Source organism: Candidatus Methylomirabilis sp., assembly GCF_028716865.1.
In the GTDB taxonomy this organism is placed as follows: domain Bacteria; phylum Methylomirabilota; class Methylomirabilia; order Methylomirabilales; family Methylomirabilaceae; genus Methylomirabilis.
The window spans coordinates 1-14,659 of the sequence record NZ_JAQUOY010000025.1 but is presented as its reverse complement, the minus strand read 5'-3'; the positions used below and the strand labels follow the sequence as shown (position 1 = coordinate 14,659).

At 58.4% G+C, this 14,659-nt stretch carries 18 protein-coding genes; 10 read left to right on the top strand and 8 right to left on the bottom strand.

Going from position 1 to position 14,659, the window contains the following annotated elements; all coding sequences use genetic code 11:
- Nucleotides 1-6: 6 nt before the first annotated feature.
- The 6 genes from lspA to PHV01_RS10255 all read left to right on the top strand — a co-directional run bounded on the left by lspA (nucleotide 7) and on the right by PHV01_RS10255 (nucleotide 6,199).
- Nucleotides 7-495 (top strand): signal peptidase II, encoded by a 489-nt coding sequence (gene lspA / locus PHV01_RS10280; protein WP_337291067.1) that lies wholly within the window; start codon nucleotides 7-9, stop codon nucleotides 493-495.
- Complete coding sequence (locus tag PHV01_RS10275; protein WP_337291066.1) at nucleotides 492-1,421, top strand: RluA family pseudouridine synthase; 930 nt, start codon at nucleotides 492-494, stop codon at nucleotides 1,419-1,421. The genes lspA and PHV01_RS10275 overlap by 4 nt, the downstream gene beginning before the upstream one ends.
- A 281-nt stretch (nucleotides 1,422-1,702) precedes the next feature.
- The gene (locus tag PHV01_RS10270) at nucleotides 1,703-4,378 is read left to right on the top strand and encodes a diguanylate cyclase (RefSeq protein WP_337291065.1); all 2,676 of its coding nucleotides are present in this window, start codon (nucleotides 1,703-1,705) and stop codon (nucleotides 4,376-4,378) included.
- A gap of 229 nt (nucleotides 4,379-4,607) precedes the next feature.
- Complete coding sequence (locus tag PHV01_RS10265; protein WP_337291064.1) at nucleotides 4,608-5,312, top strand: hypothetical protein; 705 nt, start codon at nucleotides 4,608-4,610, stop codon at nucleotides 5,310-5,312.
- Between the two features lie 346 nt (nucleotides 5,313-5,658).
- On the top strand, nucleotides 5,659-5,889 hold the full coding sequence (locus tag PHV01_RS10260; protein ID WP_337291063.1) for an addiction module antitoxin: 231 nt from the start codon (nucleotides 5,659-5,661) through the stop codon (nucleotides 5,887-5,889).
- Nucleotides 5,876-6,199, top strand: coding sequence for a type II toxin-antitoxin system PemK/MazF family toxin (locus tag PHV01_RS10255; RefSeq protein WP_337291062.1), 324 nt, complete (start codon nucleotides 5,876-5,878; stop codon nucleotides 6,197-6,199). The genes PHV01_RS10260 and PHV01_RS10255 overlap by 14 nt, the downstream gene beginning before the upstream one ends.
- A gap of 111 nt (nucleotides 6,200-6,310) precedes the next feature.
- Here the strand turns inward: PHV01_RS10255 and PHV01_RS10250 are convergent, their stop codons facing one another.
- The 3 genes from PHV01_RS10250 to PHV01_RS10240 form a co-directional block, all read right to left on the bottom strand.
- On the bottom strand, nucleotides 6,311-7,117 hold the full coding sequence (locus tag PHV01_RS10250) for a methyltransferase domain-containing protein (RefSeq protein WP_337291061.1): 807 nt from the start codon (nucleotides 7,115-7,117) through the stop codon (nucleotides 6,311-6,313).
- A 24-nt stretch (nucleotides 7,118-7,141) separates the two neighbouring features.
- A complete protein-coding gene (gene ald, locus PHV01_RS10245) occupies nucleotides 7,142-8,260 on the bottom strand; it encodes an alanine dehydrogenase (protein ID WP_337291060.1) in 1,119 nt (372 codons plus the stop codon).
- Between the two features lie 102 nt (nucleotides 8,261-8,362).
- The gene (locus PHV01_RS10240; protein WP_337291059.1) at nucleotides 8,363-9,049 is read right to left on the bottom strand and encodes an HAD hydrolase-like protein; all 687 of its coding nucleotides are present in this window, start codon (nucleotides 9,047-9,049) and stop codon (nucleotides 8,363-8,365) included.
- 312 nt (nucleotides 9,050-9,361) lie between these two features.
- Here PHV01_RS10240 and PHV01_RS10235 point away from each other — a divergent pair, with 312 nt between their 5' ends.
- Nucleotides 9,362-9,826 carry a nucleoside deaminase gene (locus tag PHV01_RS10235; protein WP_337291058.1) on the top strand — a complete coding sequence of 155 codons (465 nt, stop codon included), beginning with the start codon at nucleotides 9,362-9,364 and terminating at the stop codon, nucleotides 9,824-9,826.
- A gap of 68 nt (nucleotides 9,827-9,894) precedes the next feature.
- Nucleotides 9,895-10,029: a hypothetical protein gene (locus PHV01_RS10230; RefSeq protein ID WP_337291057.1), complete on the top strand. Its 135-nt coding sequence runs from the start codon at nucleotides 9,895-9,897 to the stop codon at nucleotides 10,027-10,029.
- A 429-nt stretch (nucleotides 10,030-10,458) separates the two neighbouring features.
- Here PHV01_RS10230 and PHV01_RS10225 read toward each other — a convergent pair whose 3' ends face one another.
- On the bottom strand, nucleotides 10,459-10,674 hold the full coding sequence (locus PHV01_RS10225) for a UXX-star (seleno)protein family 1 (RefSeq protein ID WP_337291056.1): 216 nt from the start codon (nucleotides 10,672-10,674) through the stop codon (nucleotides 10,459-10,461).
- 40 nt (nucleotides 10,675-10,714) lie between these two features.
- Nucleotides 10,715-11,062, bottom strand: a complete 348-nt coding sequence (locus PHV01_RS10220) for a hypothetical protein (RefSeq protein ID WP_337291055.1) — start codon at nucleotides 11,060-11,062, stop codon at nucleotides 10,715-10,717.
- Between the two features lie 157 nt (nucleotides 11,063-11,219).
- Between PHV01_RS10220 and PHV01_RS10215 the strand changes: the two genes are divergently transcribed.
- Nucleotides 11,220-11,885: a TIGR00730 family Rossman fold protein gene (locus PHV01_RS10215; protein ID WP_337291054.1), complete on the top strand. Its 666-nt coding sequence runs from the start codon at nucleotides 11,220-11,222 to the stop codon at nucleotides 11,883-11,885.
- Nucleotides 11,886-11,987: 102 nt separating this feature from the next.
- Complete coding sequence (nth, locus tag PHV01_RS10210) at nucleotides 11,988-12,572, top strand: endonuclease III (protein WP_337291053.1); 585 nt, start codon at nucleotides 11,988-11,990, stop codon at nucleotides 12,570-12,572.
- Between the two features lie 2 nt (nucleotides 12,573-12,574).
- On the opposite strand, the gene PHV01_RS10205 is transcribed toward nth, so the two are convergent.
- From PHV01_RS10205 to PHV01_RS10195, 3 genes are all read right to left on the bottom strand, one after another.
- The gene (locus PHV01_RS10205) at nucleotides 12,575-12,997 is read right to left on the bottom strand and encodes an archease (RefSeq protein WP_337291052.1); all 423 of its coding nucleotides are present in this window, start codon (nucleotides 12,995-12,997) and stop codon (nucleotides 12,575-12,577) included.
- Nucleotides 12,998-13,052: 55 nt separating this feature from the next.
- A complete protein-coding gene (locus PHV01_RS10200; protein ID WP_337291051.1) occupies nucleotides 13,053-14,285 on the bottom strand; it encodes an ABC transporter permease in 1,233 nt (410 codons plus the stop codon).
- Nucleotides 14,282-14,659, bottom strand: a 378-nt coding sequence (locus PHV01_RS10195) for an ATP-binding cassette domain-containing protein (RefSeq protein ID WP_337291050.1), incomplete at its 5' end; no start/stop codon positions are given. The genes PHV01_RS10195 and PHV01_RS10200, both read right to left, overlap by 4 nt.

Genomic DNA, 14,659 nt, shown 5'->3' with positions numbered 1-14,659 from the left:
AGAGGATTGCGTTTCTACGCTGTTGTGCTCACCATTATCCTGCTCGATCAGGTCTCAAAGCTGTTGATCCAGGCGGCAATGCCTCTCGGCCATAGCATTCCTCTGATCCCCGATTTCTTTGCAATCGTCTATGTCCTGAACCCCGGTGCGGCATTCGGCTTCCTGGCCGCCCAAGCCGCAGGCGTTCGCAACCCTTTCTTCATCGGTATCTCTCTCCTGGCTATCGGGTTCATTCTGTACTATCAACATCGCAGAGTTGACGATCATCCGCTGGCCTCGCTTGGGTTGAGCCTGATCCTTGGTGGTGCTGTCGGCAACCTGTTGGACCGGTTGAGAATCGGTATGGTTGTCGACTTCATCGATGTCCACTACTACCAGTACCACTGGCCTGCATTCAATGTCGCGGACTCCGGCATCACTGTCGGCGTGTCGCTGATGATGCTCACGATGATCCTTGATGAACGTCGGGGGCGTCATCGGGGACCGGCCTCGTGAGCAGCGATGAGGTCCGCGAACTCGTCGCTGATGCCTCGGCCGGCGGCCAGCGTCTGGACCGCTACCTCTCTACCGCGACAGGGCTCCCACGATCACAGATCCAGCGCCTCATCAAAGCCGGCCGTGTGCTGGTCGATGGCCGCCAGCCGAAGGCGAGCGCCACGGCCCACCCGGGCCAGCAGATCAGCCTCTCGATCCCGCCGCCACAGCCATCCACCCTCACCCCCGAACCGATTCCCCTCGACATCCTGTACGAAGACGATGACCTTCTGGTTCTGAATAAGCCGGCTGGGCTGGTCGTGCATCCCGCCCCAGGACACCAAGCCGGCACACTGGTCCACGCCATCCTGTATCACTGTCCGGATCTCCCCGGGATCGGCGAGGAGCGACGGCCAGGGATCGTTCACCGTCTCGACAAAGAGACATCCGGGGTGATGGTCGTGGCCAAAACTGACACGGCCATGGCCTCACTCGCTACCCAATTCAAAGGACGTCGGGTCAAGAAGACCTACATCGCGCTGGTGCATGGTGAGGTGAAGCAGCCTGAGGGTCAAATCGTGGCCGACATCGGTCGTCACGAACAGGATCGGAAGCGGATGGCCGTGCGTACACGCAAAGGCCGAGAAGCGGTGACCAACTACCGGGTAGTAAGGCGACTCGGCGGCCTGACACTGCTAGAGCTTCGGCCGCACACCGGCAGAACCCACCAGATCCGGGTCCACCTGTCGGCCATCGGCCACCCGGTGGTGGGCGATAAGCTGTATGGGGGACGAAGAGAAAGAAAAGTAGGGGTTGGGGTTAAGGCAGAGCGGCACCTCCTGCATGCCTGGAAACTTGGCCTGTTCCACCCGAGGACCGATGAATGGATGGAGTTCGAAGCCCCGCTACCGCCGGACCTCACAAGCCGGCTTCACGCAGAATCCTAGATCGACACCAGTCTGCTCAGATCTTTTCCCGATTCACCGTATACCGAAAAGGTAAGATCCGCCGAATACGTTCAGTGCCAAGCGATAGTCTGCGATACCTGCGCCATTACTGATCAGTATACTGTCCCATCGATTTCCATGCGCGATCGTATCACCGTTTTCGGCATTGCTGACCACTTTTTCATAAAATGTACTATATTATGTGAAGTGCTAATGATTTCTGTAACATTGCGGGCACTACGTATCCGAGCCGAATCGGTCAATAGTTCGGAGTCATGAAGATGGAACATCGATCACCTTCACCTGCCGATCAGGACGTCCACCGTCCCCAATCGACCCAAGCGACCGCTTTGCGCGTTCTGCTCGTTGAAGACGACCAAGTCGACGCCGAACTGCTGGTGCGCGCGCTGACGCATGGCGGCTTTGACGTCACGTCCGTGCGTGTCGATACTGCGGAGCAGATGCGTGCGGAGCTGGCGCGCGCCGACTGGGATGTTATTCTCTCCGACTACCGCCTGCCCACCTTCGACGGCATGGCGGCGCTGAAGCTCCTGCGATTAACCGGGAAAGCGATTCCGTTCATCCTCGTGTCCGGCACCGCGTCCGACGAGGCCGCGATTGAGGTCATCAGAGCAGGCGCGCGCGATTATGTTCGTAAAGATCAGCCGACGCGCCTGGTTGCGGCGGTCCGGCGCGAACTCGACGCCGCCCGCATTCAGCGCGCCCATCCCCGGTCCGGCGCGCTGCCACTGTGGCGCCGCATCGGGATTGTACCGCGCCTGGCGCTCAGTGTTGTCATGCCAACGCTGTTGTTCGCGTTGTTGAGCATCTGGTACGCAGTCGCGTATACGCGGGCGGTTGAGCAGACCATAAGAGCCGACGCGGAGCAGAGCGCGCGCTATTTGGCCATGAGCGTTGCCGAACTGGATGAAAACGCCGGTACGCCCGGCCTGTTTTTTGACCAACCGGCTTACCTGCAGGAGTTGGTGGACAGACTGGCGCGCGTGCAGAAGCGGGACATTGAGATCGTGGACTCGCGTAAGCGGGTTGTTGCAGACGTGATCACAAAAGATCTCGGGACGACGTATACGCATGATGAGGGCAATGAGGTGGCGCTGACCATCCAGGATGGTGTGGTGCGCACGTTCGTTGAAAGAAGCGCAGACTATCCAGCCGGCATCCGCCAGATAGTCGTTCCGATCCAGGCCAGTGATGGGAAGATCGTAGGCGCGCTGCTGTTGGATTACACCGCGTCCTACAAACACAACATGCGGTACGCTGCAGAACAGACGCGCCGGTTCATCATCATCGGTCTCCTGGCGTTGGCTGTCGCTGCAGGCATCGGCTGGATAACATCGCGGTCGATCACGAAGCCGCTCCATCAACTGCGCGCTGCCACATACAGACTGGGACGGCAGGAGCTGGACGAGCCAATCTCCGTGGAATACGCCGATGAAATCGGCGAATTGGCCGCCGCATTCGAACAGATGCGCGTCAATCTGGTCGCCGCGATGGACGCGCGGGTCACTCTGGAACAGACGCTTGCCGGAAGCAATCGAGCCCTACGCAGGCTGGTCAACAGCGCGCCTATCGCGGGTATGGTGCTCAACTTCAACGGCGTCGTGCGGATGTGGAGTCTCGACGCCGAACGGTTGTACGGCTGGACTGAGCGGGACGTGCTGAACCGCCCCGCACCGGGGATTCCACCCGACAAGCGCGATGAATTTGATACGTTGTGTGAGCGGCTTGCCGCCGGCGAGGTCGTCACCGGCCATGAGACCACGCGACTGACAAAAGACGGCACGCTGCTGGACGTTGCGCTGTCGCTTGCGCCCTGGAGCGATTCGCGAGGTAATGTAACGGGCTTTATCTCGATTGCTATCGATAACACCGACCGCAAGCGCGCGGAGGTCGCGCTCCGCGACGCACACGCCGAAATCACCGCCTCGGTACGCAAACTGGAACGTCGTACGACGGAACTGCACCTGCTGCGCGAAATGACCGACCTGATCCAAAGCAGCGTCAGCATCGAGGAGGCGCATGGGGTCACGCAACGCTATCTGCCGCAACTGTTCCATCACGACACGGGCGCGCTGTATGTGCGTTCGCCATCGCGTGACCTCCTGGAACAGACGTCGGCATGGGGCGATCTGTCGGCTTGCCTGAGCCCCGCCTTCACGTCTGCAGACTGTTGGGCGCTGCAGCGCGGCCAGTCCCATTGTGTGCATGCCGGTCGCGGCGAGCTGTTGTGCCGTCATACGCCTGCCGCCGAGGGGGGAGAGTGGATATGCCTCCCCCTACTGGCATACGGCGAGGCGCTGGGTATCCTGCACCTCTACCGCTCCGAGCGCGACACCACGAGCATCGCGGAGCAGCCCTTCCTGACCATGGCGGAGACCGTCGCCAGCAGCCTCAGTCTCTCCCTCGGCAACCTACGCCTGCGTGAGACACTGCGCCAGCAATCGATCCGTGATTCGTTGACCGGTCTGTTCAATCGCCGTTATCTGGACGAGACGCTGCCGCGCGAAATCCTGCGCGCCACACGTACCGGTTCGACGCTGGGCGTGATGATGTTGGACATCGACCATTTCAAGCAGCTCAACGACACCCACGGGCACGACGCCGGCGACGCAGTCCTCTCTGCGCTGGGCAAATTCTTGCAGCATCACGTGCGCGGCGACGATATTGCGTGTCGATACGGCGGCGAAGAGTTCACGCTGATTCTGCCCGGCGCGTCCTTGGACGCCGTATGCGATCGTGCGGAGCAGTTACGTGTCGGCGTGCAATCGCTCGCGGTCCGCTTTGGCAATACGCAACTGGATACGATCACGCTCTCACTTGGCGTCGCCATGTGGCCGCAGCATGGCGAGACGGAAGATCTGTTGCTTCAAGCGGCGGACGCGGCATTGTATCACGCGAAACAGGGAGGCAGAAATCGCGTCGAAATCGCCGCATGACAGCGGGCGCCACCTCCTACGCCCCTGGATACTCGGCCTGTTCCATCCGAGAACCGATGCATGGATGGAGTTCGAAGCCCCTCCGCCGTCGGACTTCAGCTTGCTACAGGGGAGTGCCCTTGGTAGAATCTGCACCGAAGAAACCGCTGAGTGCCTGTGAGCCGATCGTCAAGAAGTTGATGAATACGTGACGTCCAGGCGTAACCATGGGAGAAATGAGGAGCAAGAAATGACCGGAAGGGTGCCCGTCTTCATCGGTGTGGTGCTGGGTGTGGTCTTCATGGCGGGATGCGCGAAGCACGATATCCATCTCAAGACCGTCAAGGTCAGCTCTTCAGCCGTCTACTGCATCTTCGATCCATCCTGTACGGTGACCGTCACCGACAGTATTACCACTCCTATCCCGATGAAGGCTGGGGGAACGGCTTTTCTCGAGTCCCGCACCTTTGCCGGCAAGCCTGGCACGCCGGCAAGCGGTCTGTACGGGTATGAGTACCGGATTGATCTTGAAAAAGCCGTTGAGACCATGGTTGATGTCGATGGCATTGCGACCAAACACATACCGTGTCTGCTGTCTATGACGCTTGAGTTCGGTCCCATTGTCGATACCCTCGATTACGATGGCGATGGGAAGGCTGGAGATCTGATCTATGTTGTCACGAGCAGTGATCCGGGGAGGATAGGCCTCGAACACGCACACGGGTTGGGCAACACGATCGTATTGGGCTTCGACTCTCCCATCTGCGTTGGGGCCTCTGGTGGCCATGGGAATAGTACCTACGTCTTTGGTCTTGTCTCGACACAACCGCCGAAGTCCGTCACAGCAACCGTCAAGGAGACGGCCGGCTTAACCGCCGCTGTGCCGTCAAAAAACGAGAACTATCCACGATACGACGTGCTGGTCCGCGCGCCTCAGATACGCACGACGCCATAAGCCGGATCGCCCCGGAAGTCTTTGAGACCATAGGCAAGCATGAAATTCTTGGCACGTCCGGCTAACTGTTTGATATTTTGGCCAATGGGGTTCCGAGTAGCCTAGCAGTTTCAGGAAGTTGCCCGCGTTTGCAGCCGACTAGGATGGCTCAATGAATAGTTAAGTTAGCCGGAGAGAGATGAAGATCTTGAGTGTCGAGAGCGATCGATACGAGGCAGTGATCTGGAGCATTCTTACAAGTCTTCGCCACCATCTTGATATGCTCTTTAGATATTGGAAAGGTCTTTGTTGTTGACATCTCCAAATACTATACGTATAGTACACGTATAGTAAACGGAGGATTTTCATGCAAAAAAAGTTAACAATAACTGTGGATGAGAAAGTTTATAAGGGTCTCTACAAGACCGTAGGTCCCCGCAAGATCAGCAAATTTGTTGAAGCACTCGTGCGTCCGCATGTAGTGCGCCCCAATCTCGAATCGGCCTATGCTCAAATGGCAAAAGACAACAAGCGGGAGAAGGAAGCCATGGAATGGGCAGAGACCACTTTCAAAGCCATAGCCCATGAAACGGAGTGAGGTTTGGTGGATTAATTTTGATCCTTCCATTAGTGGAGAAATCAAAAAGAGGCGCCCTGCGGTTATCGTCAGTAATGATGCTTCAAATAAGTTCCTCAATCGAGTTCAGGTTGTTCCTCTCACCAGCAAGACAGATCGTCTGTACCCCAGCGAGGCATTGGTAATGTTTGAGGGTAAGGAAAGTAAGGCCATGGCTGATCAACTGGCGACTGTAAGCAAGGTACGACTTTTTAAACGTGCCGGCCTTCTCTCAGAAGAAGATATGCGGAGGATTGAAGAGGCCATCAAAATACAATTGGATATGCATTGAAAGAGGGTTAACGAATCACACCAGCCAACCGCTTACAAGGACGACTGATTGTTGTCGTTCCCCGCGCCGCGCACTCCCTAGATCTTCACGGTACCACGCACTCCGCGACGCTTACGGCTTCTCCACCGTCACGATTCTGGTGGAGCCGCACCGCAGGAACTTCCCCAGCGTCAGATCGAGCGCCATCACGCGGCGGAAGAGGGCATCGAAAAGATGGGCCTCCTGCCTCCGGCGAAAGAGCAGTGACGGAGGGAACAGCATGGTCAGGATGTTCATGCTCCGGACCTCCACCAGCCTGAGCCCGTGCGCCTGCAGGAGGCGTGTTAGCTCCGGCCAGGTGAAGGTCTTAAACTGCATCTCTTTCCACTCCCGCAGGTGCCCGCCCCGAGTCGTCACGGCCTGCCACAGCTCCTTCGGCAGGTAGAGCAGATCGGGACACCACTTCGAATCGATCTCGAACGAAATGAGCCCACGCGGGGCGCAGACTCGCACCATCTCTCGCAGTACCACATCAACCGCCGTGAAGTTGTGGCCGATGACATCGCCATAGGCCACCATGGCCTGGACGCATCCATCTTCGAACGGCAGTTTCGTGATGTCGCCGGTCACAAGGCTGACGTTCGGCCGGCCATTGCACCGTCGCCGCGCCGCCTCGATCATCTGATCCGAGATGTCGATTCCGACCACCCGCCCGGCCCGCCGCGCCAGCAGGACCGTCTGTTTCCCCGTCCCGCACCCAAGGTCCAGCGCCATCCCGTCCGGCTTCTCGCAGATGATCCGTTCGACCGTTTCTCTGTATACCTGATAACATTCGGCGAAATAAAACTGGTCCTCGATCTGGTCGTACTCCGCCAGCATGGCGTTATAGACAGCCGCCACATGGGAGCCCACATCGGACCGGTTTGTCTGGAGGGTCATAGACGGAAGGGTGATCGCCCCGCGCTAAGCCTTCGCCGCTTCCAGGGGCGGCAGGTAGGCCAGGCCATGCGCGTCGGCCACAGCGGGATGGGTGACGTGCCCGAGCGCGATGTTCAATCCCAGCGACAGCTGCGGGCACTCCAGGACGGCCCGGCGCCACCCGCTGTCGGCGAGCCGGAGCGCGTAGGGAAGGGTGACGTTGGTGAGGGCAAAGGTCGAGGTCCTGGCGAAGGCGCCGGGCATGTTGGCGACACAGTAGTGCAAGATACCGTCCACGACATAGACGGGATCGCTATGAGAGGTGGAGCGACTGGTCTCGATGCAGCCGCCCTGGTCGATGGCTACATCGACGATGACCGATCCCGGCTTCATGAGCGTGACCATCTCTCTGGTCACCAGCTTCGGGGCCCTGGCCCCGGAAATGTAGACGGCACCGATCAGGATGTCGGCCCGCCGCACGCACTCCTCGATGCTCATCGAATTTGAAATGAGGGTCGTCACATTCTCGGGAAGGATCTCGTCAAGGTAGCGCATGCGGGCCTGGTCCACGTCCAACAGATAGACCCAGGCGCCCATACCCGCCGCCACCTTCGCGGCATTAGCTCCGACGGTTCCGCCACCCAGGATCACCACGGTGGCGGGGGGAACCCCGGGCACTCCGCCGATCAGTACACCCCGCCCGCCATGCGGGGTGGCCAGATAGTGCGCTCCGATGTGGACGGCCATCCGTCCTGCGATCTCGCTCATCGGTTCGAGCAACGGCTTTCGGCCGTCCGGCGTCTGCACAGTCTCATAGGCCACCGCTACCACCCGCCGCGCAAGCAGCCGCTTGGTGAGTTCAGGCGCGGGCGCCAGATGCAGGAAGGTAAACAGCACCTGACCTTCCCGGAGCATCTCGCACTCTGGAGGGATGGGTTCCTTAACCTTGTAGATGAGATCAGCCCCACCATAGATCGTGCTCGGATCGTCCACCAACTCCGCCCCTGCCCTGGCATAAGCCTCGTCCGGCAAGCCCGAGCCGACCCCCGCCCCTCGCTGGACTAGAACCCGGTGACCATGCGCCCGCAGGGCCTGCACGCCGGCCGGTATGATCGCTACCCGGCTCTCAGCTTCTTTGATCTCTTTCGGAACTCCGATGACCATCGCTACTCCACTGGCAGACAGTAATGTGCCATGCAGACAGTTACATATCGCCCTTGACGATGTCAAGGATCGATCCCGCACATGCAATTGCGCGCGTCTTGGTCAGCCCAGGCACAGCTTTTCCAGCAGATCGAGGTTCAGATGCTCCAGGCTCCGGACCACAAGTTCGGCGCCGGTGAAGTCCTGGCCGCGCGTATACTCATTATAGACCACGACGCACGGTAAGCTGGCTTCATGGGCCGCCTTGAACCCTCTCTCGGAATCCTCAATAACCAGGATCTCCGACGCATCGCATCCGAGCATCACAGCGCACCGGGCATAGAGGGCCGAGTTCTTCTCGCCGGATTGTTGGCCGAAAATTGGGTCGAAGGCATCGAGCGCCTCAGGAATCTGCGCTCTCAGAAGCGCGAGGATCTGATCTTCGTGGGTAACCGATACGATCGCCAGTCGAATACCGCAATCGATCGCCTCGTAGATGATCCGGGCCACACCGGGAAGAAGCGGCAGCGCATCAACCCGCTTTAGATACAACTCCTTCTTCAGCGCAAACAGCTCCGGCACAATCCGGTTAATGTCGGTCTCGGAGAGCGAGGTCCTGGTTGAAAGCGCCAGCCGCATCCGCCGGGCATTACCGGGGATCTTCAGCAACTCTTTGAACTCCTCCCAGCTCCAGCGGATATCGAACCCCATCTGCGCGAACGCCTCGTTACAGGCCACCAGATGCCCGTTCCTCTCCGTCTCGGCCAGCGTTCCATCTACGTCAAAGATAATCGCCTTGAGTTTCCCCATCTCTCTTCCTTGGAAAATAACGTTCAGCAATCGGCGCTCAGCCGTAGGTCGGGTTAGCGCAGCGTAACCCGACAACTCCAGCCGAATCTTCCGTGCTCCCCCTTTGATAAAGGAGGATTGAGGGGGTTTTTCGTCCGCCGTGGTGCGGCCATGCCGCGCACGGGATGCTGCCCCAAAAAGAGCCATCAGCGATCAGCATTCAGCCATCAGGCCATGACTTTGTTGGTGATAATACCTTGACACCATGCTGCCATCAAATAGAATGTTCCTATTCGCAGAAGAAGTAAAAATTGTCAGTGAGGGGGAGATTTCATGGCAGATGAGCACGAGACTCATCAAAGATTCATTCGGGTGGCCTTTGAGCAGGCTCGGAAATCATACAATGAGGGTGGACTCCCGATTGGCGCCGTAATGGTGGAGAACAGCGCAATTGTTGCTGTTGGTCATAACCGTCGCGTTCAAGACGGCGATCCAACCGCCCACGGAGAGATGGACTGCCTTCGGCAGGCTGGTCGGCGCCCTCGCTATGACGGCGTTACACTCTATACGACGCTTAGCCCTTGCATGATGTGCTCTGGCACAGTGCTCCAGTTTGGAATCAAGAGAGTGGTCATTGGCGAAAAGCAAAACTTTCCAGGTAATGTTGAATTTTTGCGCGATCACGGTATTGATGTTGTTGTCCTTAATGATCCTGAGTGTATTTCGCTGATGCAGCGATTCATTCGCGAACGTCCGGATCTGTGGGACGAAGATATCGCGGGGCGAACACACGTTTGAGGTATACTCAGCAAGAGGAGGTACGCTCATGAGGTTTTCGCGTCATCCGGCAGGGCAAGTATATCGTCATGACCTACGGTGTCCGGACCCTCACCATTCCACACCACAATCCGGTAAATGCCTATACGATGGCGGTGTCGTGCGCGACGCCGGACTGTCGAAAGATGAATTCGGCAGACTTCTATGAAACGCCTGCCGTCTAACCCGCGGGGTGGGAGCCGACATGTGCTCCGGCACGCGTAGGTAGTCACTAACCCGAACTTTCAAAGCCCTCCGAGCGATTGACTCAACCTGCCCCCATACCGTGTCGGCTCTATCGTCAGCCTACCGTCAACGGCCAGAATGATCCGGGCGTGGATGGTCAGCTTGAATCTGCCTTCAACATCGAAATGGGGGGGGATTCTGGGAAATCGGATGGGTGAGTTTTAGTTGGATTGGTCTACTTTGGAGAGGTGCCTGGATCTGAGGCGAAAGTTTAACCCAACCAGATTAATAGCTTTGCAACATACCTCATCGCGAACATGGAGGCTAAAAGCATAACTAACCCTCCAATGTAACTGAGGTTGCGCCGTATTTCAGGTTTCATCCCTCTTCCTTATTGAAGCCAACGACCGTTGGCGCCTCTAGACCGCTCAGGTGCCGCCAAACCCGATGGTCACCTTGCCCTTCTCGACAATAACAGGGACATCGCGCGAGCCTTTCGATAACTCCAACATCTGTGCCAACGCCTTCGGGTCCTGCTTGACATTGAGGTAGGTGAATGGGACTTTCCGCCTGGCGTACTCCTCACGGGCCGCCGAGGTGTAGGGTCAGGTATCCTTCCCGTAGATAATAACTGATGTCTCCATGGCCTCCTCCACCCTCTCGATCCAGTCTGATGTCAGCGCCTCAGACCCGCGTCATAAATCGTTCGGCCTCCGTGGTTAACCGCTCGTATGCAAGCTTAATATCTCGGATCTGCGGGTAAAGCTCCTGAATCTTCTCATGGGGAAGCGGAATGGTTCGACCCAGCTCAGTTAGCCGCTCCCCAACCAGCTTGGCCTGCCTGAGAACGTCGATCATCTTGTTGGCTTGCGGGGTCAGCGTCGAAGCCTCCAGGAGAGTAAGCATTCCGTCCTCATCTCGCGCCTGGTACAGTTCGTCCAACCGCTGCGCCTGGGTCTCAGTGAGGCCGCTTTCCCTCAGGGCATGCAACGCCTTCATTCGATCGATTCGATAGCGGATATCAAGCATCATCTCTCCTTAAGCTCGCACTCCGATAATTTATCGGGTGTAATCATACCATACCTCGCTCCTCGGTGCCAAAGCTTGAACGCAGGGGCCACTATCTGGTCATGATTTGATGTGTTACAATTATTTTTTAAGACATAGTGAAGGAGGAAACTGACCCAGCATGAAATTCCCATTTGTCCTTGATCGCCTGGCCGCGCAAGACATCCGAATGATCTTCCGCGTCGTGGCAGAGTTCGTCGACGGGCTGGAGATGCTCGCCACGATTCCGCCGGCCGTCTCTATCTTCGGATCGACGCATATCGGACCCGATGATCCCGCCTACGCGATGGCCGAGCAGATCGGCCGCCTGTTGGCTCAGCACGGGTATGCCGTCATCACCGGCGGGGGCCCTGGAGCCATGGAGGCGGCGAACAAAGGCGCCTACGAGGCCGGCGGTGTTTCAGTCGGCCTGAACATCGAGCTTCCTCACGAGCAGGAAGCTAACCGTTATCTGACCAACCTTGTGAATTTCCAGCACTTCTTCGTCCGGAAGGTCATGTTTGTGAAGCACTCCATCGCGTTCGTCATCCTGCCGGGCGGCTACGGTACGCTGGACGAGTTGTTCGAGTCGATCACGCTGATCCAGACTAAAAAGATCAAGCCGTTCCCGGTCATCCTGGCAGGCAATCACTACTGGCACGGCTTACAGGAGTGGCTCCGCGATCCCGTCATGAATGAAGGGAAGATCACGCCGGACGACCTCGCACTACTCAAGATGGCTCACAATCCTGAAGAGGTTATCCGGATCATCAAGGATGCTTCCACCTCTAACTTTCTGACCCCGTGAAATTTCCCTTCCAACACGACCAGCCCATTGCTCACCAACCGGCAGATCGCTAACGTCTTACAACGGGTCCGGAACGCTGTCAGCGTATGGGAACCTGCCGTCGTGGGCAAGATCGCCGAGGAGTCCCGCGATCCGTTTCGGGTTTTGATCTCTTGCATCCTGAGCCAGCAGACCAAGGATCACGTCACGGGTGAAGCCTCGGAGCGACTGTATAAGCTGGCCGATCGGCCCGATACGATACTCGCGCTCAGCGAGCTGCAGATTGCCCGGGCGATCTACCCGGTTAGTTTCTACAAGACCAAGGCCCGAACCATCCGGGAGGTCTGCCAGGACCTGCTCACTCGATTCGGCGGGCGGGTCCACGATACGATCGAGACGCTCCTCAGTCTTACCGGCGTTGGCCGGAAGACCGCCAACCTTGTCGTCACGGTCGGCTATAGAAAGCTGGGAATCTGCGTCGACACGCACGTCCATCGGATCTCGAATCGCTGGGGCTACGTCGACGCCAAGACGCCCGATCAGACCGAGATGGCCCTTCGGCTGAAACTACCGAAGCGGCACTGGATCTATTACAACGACCTGCTGGTCCCATTCGGTCAGAACCTCTGCCGGCCGATTTCTCCCTTTTGTAGTCGTTGTCCCATCGAACGCTGGTGCGCTAAGGTCGGCGTAGCGGTGCATCGCTAAGACTACACATCAAACACTACCCGGGCTCGCCAGCGATCGCCATCCTTGTGACATTCGAGGAGGTGATAGGTGGCGGCCTTTACCACACCCTTGAACTGATGACGTCCCGCCTCTGCCGGCTCTCCCGCCAGCTCTCCACTCGCGTGCCCGCCTTCTACCGTCACCACTCGCACGTCTGCCGGCGCCCATTCTTCAGTCTCGCAGCGGTATAAGAGCTCATTCAACCAGGCAACCAGTAAGGAGGGAAGGTCCATCCCTCTGGCCTCAACAGAAAGAACTCCTGCGGGGCGTACCGTACCGGCCTCGACCATGAGCGTAAACATCCCTCTCGCGACGTTGGCAAAGAGCTCCTCCAGAGTCTCGCCCCATGCCGTGATTCCGACATCCGCCGTCGTCTCGAACAACTCATAGCCAAGATCGCGCATATTCAGCGTTCAGCCGTCAGCCGTCAGCTTGAAGCTGAAAGCTGATGGCTGTTTTTTATTCATATCGTAGTGCCTCGATGGGGTCGAGGAAGGCGGCCTTGCGGGCCGGGTAGTAGCCGAACCCGATCCCCACCAATGCGGAGAACGCAAAGGCCATGATTACGGCGCCTCCGCTGATCAGGGTCGACCACTGTGCGAGGTACGAGACCAGGATCGAGGCTCCCAGACCAAGCGCGATTCCGATCAGACCGCCAATAAGCGACAGGGTGACCGCCTCAACGAGGAACTGCGTCAAGATGTCCCGCGCCTTTGCGCCCACTGCCAGCCGCAATCCGATCTCTCGGGTCCGTTCCGTCACGGATACCAGCATGATATTCATAATCCCGATCCCGCCTACCACCAGCGAGACTGAGGCGATGGCGCCCAGCAGGATCGCCATCACTCGAGCCGACTGCTCCTGAGCGGCAAAGACCTCTGTGAGATTGCGCACGGTAAAGTCGTTGTCCTGTTCCGGTTGAAGACGGTGTCGCTGCCGCAACAGCGCGACGACCTGCTCCTCGGCCTCCTTCATCAGCATTGGGCCGCGAGCCTGAACCATGATGGCCCCCACCGACCGGGCATTGGCTTGGCTCACGCCCAACACCTTCTTTTTGGCCGTGGAGAGCGGAATCATCACGACGTCATCCTGATCCTGCCCCCAGGCTGATTGGCCCTTGGGAGCCAGGACTCCCAGAACGGTAAATGGCACCTTCTTGATACGGATGATCTGTCCGATCGCGTCGGTGCCGCCGAACAGGTTCAGCGCCACAGTCTGGCCGATCAGCGCTACCTTCGTAGAGCCATCCACATCCCGCCAGGTAAACGGACGCCCGGACTCTACCATGAAGTCTCGGATTTGTAGGTACTCCGGGGTTGTCCCTTGGATGACCGTAGACCAGTTGTTGTTGCCGAAGACAACCTGGGAAGTTCCGCGGCTGCTGGGCGCCACAAGCGCGACCGCGGGGCACTCGCTGACAATAGCCTTGGCATCATCCTCCGACAACGTCAGGACCGACCCTGCCCCGACGCGGATCCCGCCGCTCGTCATGCTCCCCGACATCACGATGATGACGTTACTGCCGATACTTCGGATCTGTTCCTGGATTTGGGCGGTGGCCCCGGAACCGACAGCCACCATCGCGATCACGGCGGCCACCCCGATGATAATCCCCAGCATCGTGAGGACCGAGCGGAGCCTATTGACCTTGAGTGCTCTCAGGGCAATCGTAAAATTGATCAGGAGATTCATGGGCCGCCTATGCCTCTCTCAGCCGACGTCTGCTGCAACTCCTCCCGTGCTATTCTCGACTGCTGGACCGGCTCATCCTTCAGCAGCCGCCCATCCTTGAACGAGAGCACGCGCTTCGCGTAGGCGGCAACATCCGGCTCGTGGGTGACGAGAATTACGGTAATTCCCCCCTCACGGTTCAATCGCTGGAAGATTGCCATGATCTCGATACTGGTTCGGGAGTCGAGGTTGCCGGTCGGCTCATCGGCCAGGATGATCTGCGGATCGTTGACGAGCGCTCGGGCGATCGCCACCCGCTGCTGCTGGCCGCCGGACAGTTGACTGGGGTGGTGATCCTCACGGCCGGCCAGTCCGACCGCGTGCAGCGCCTTGAG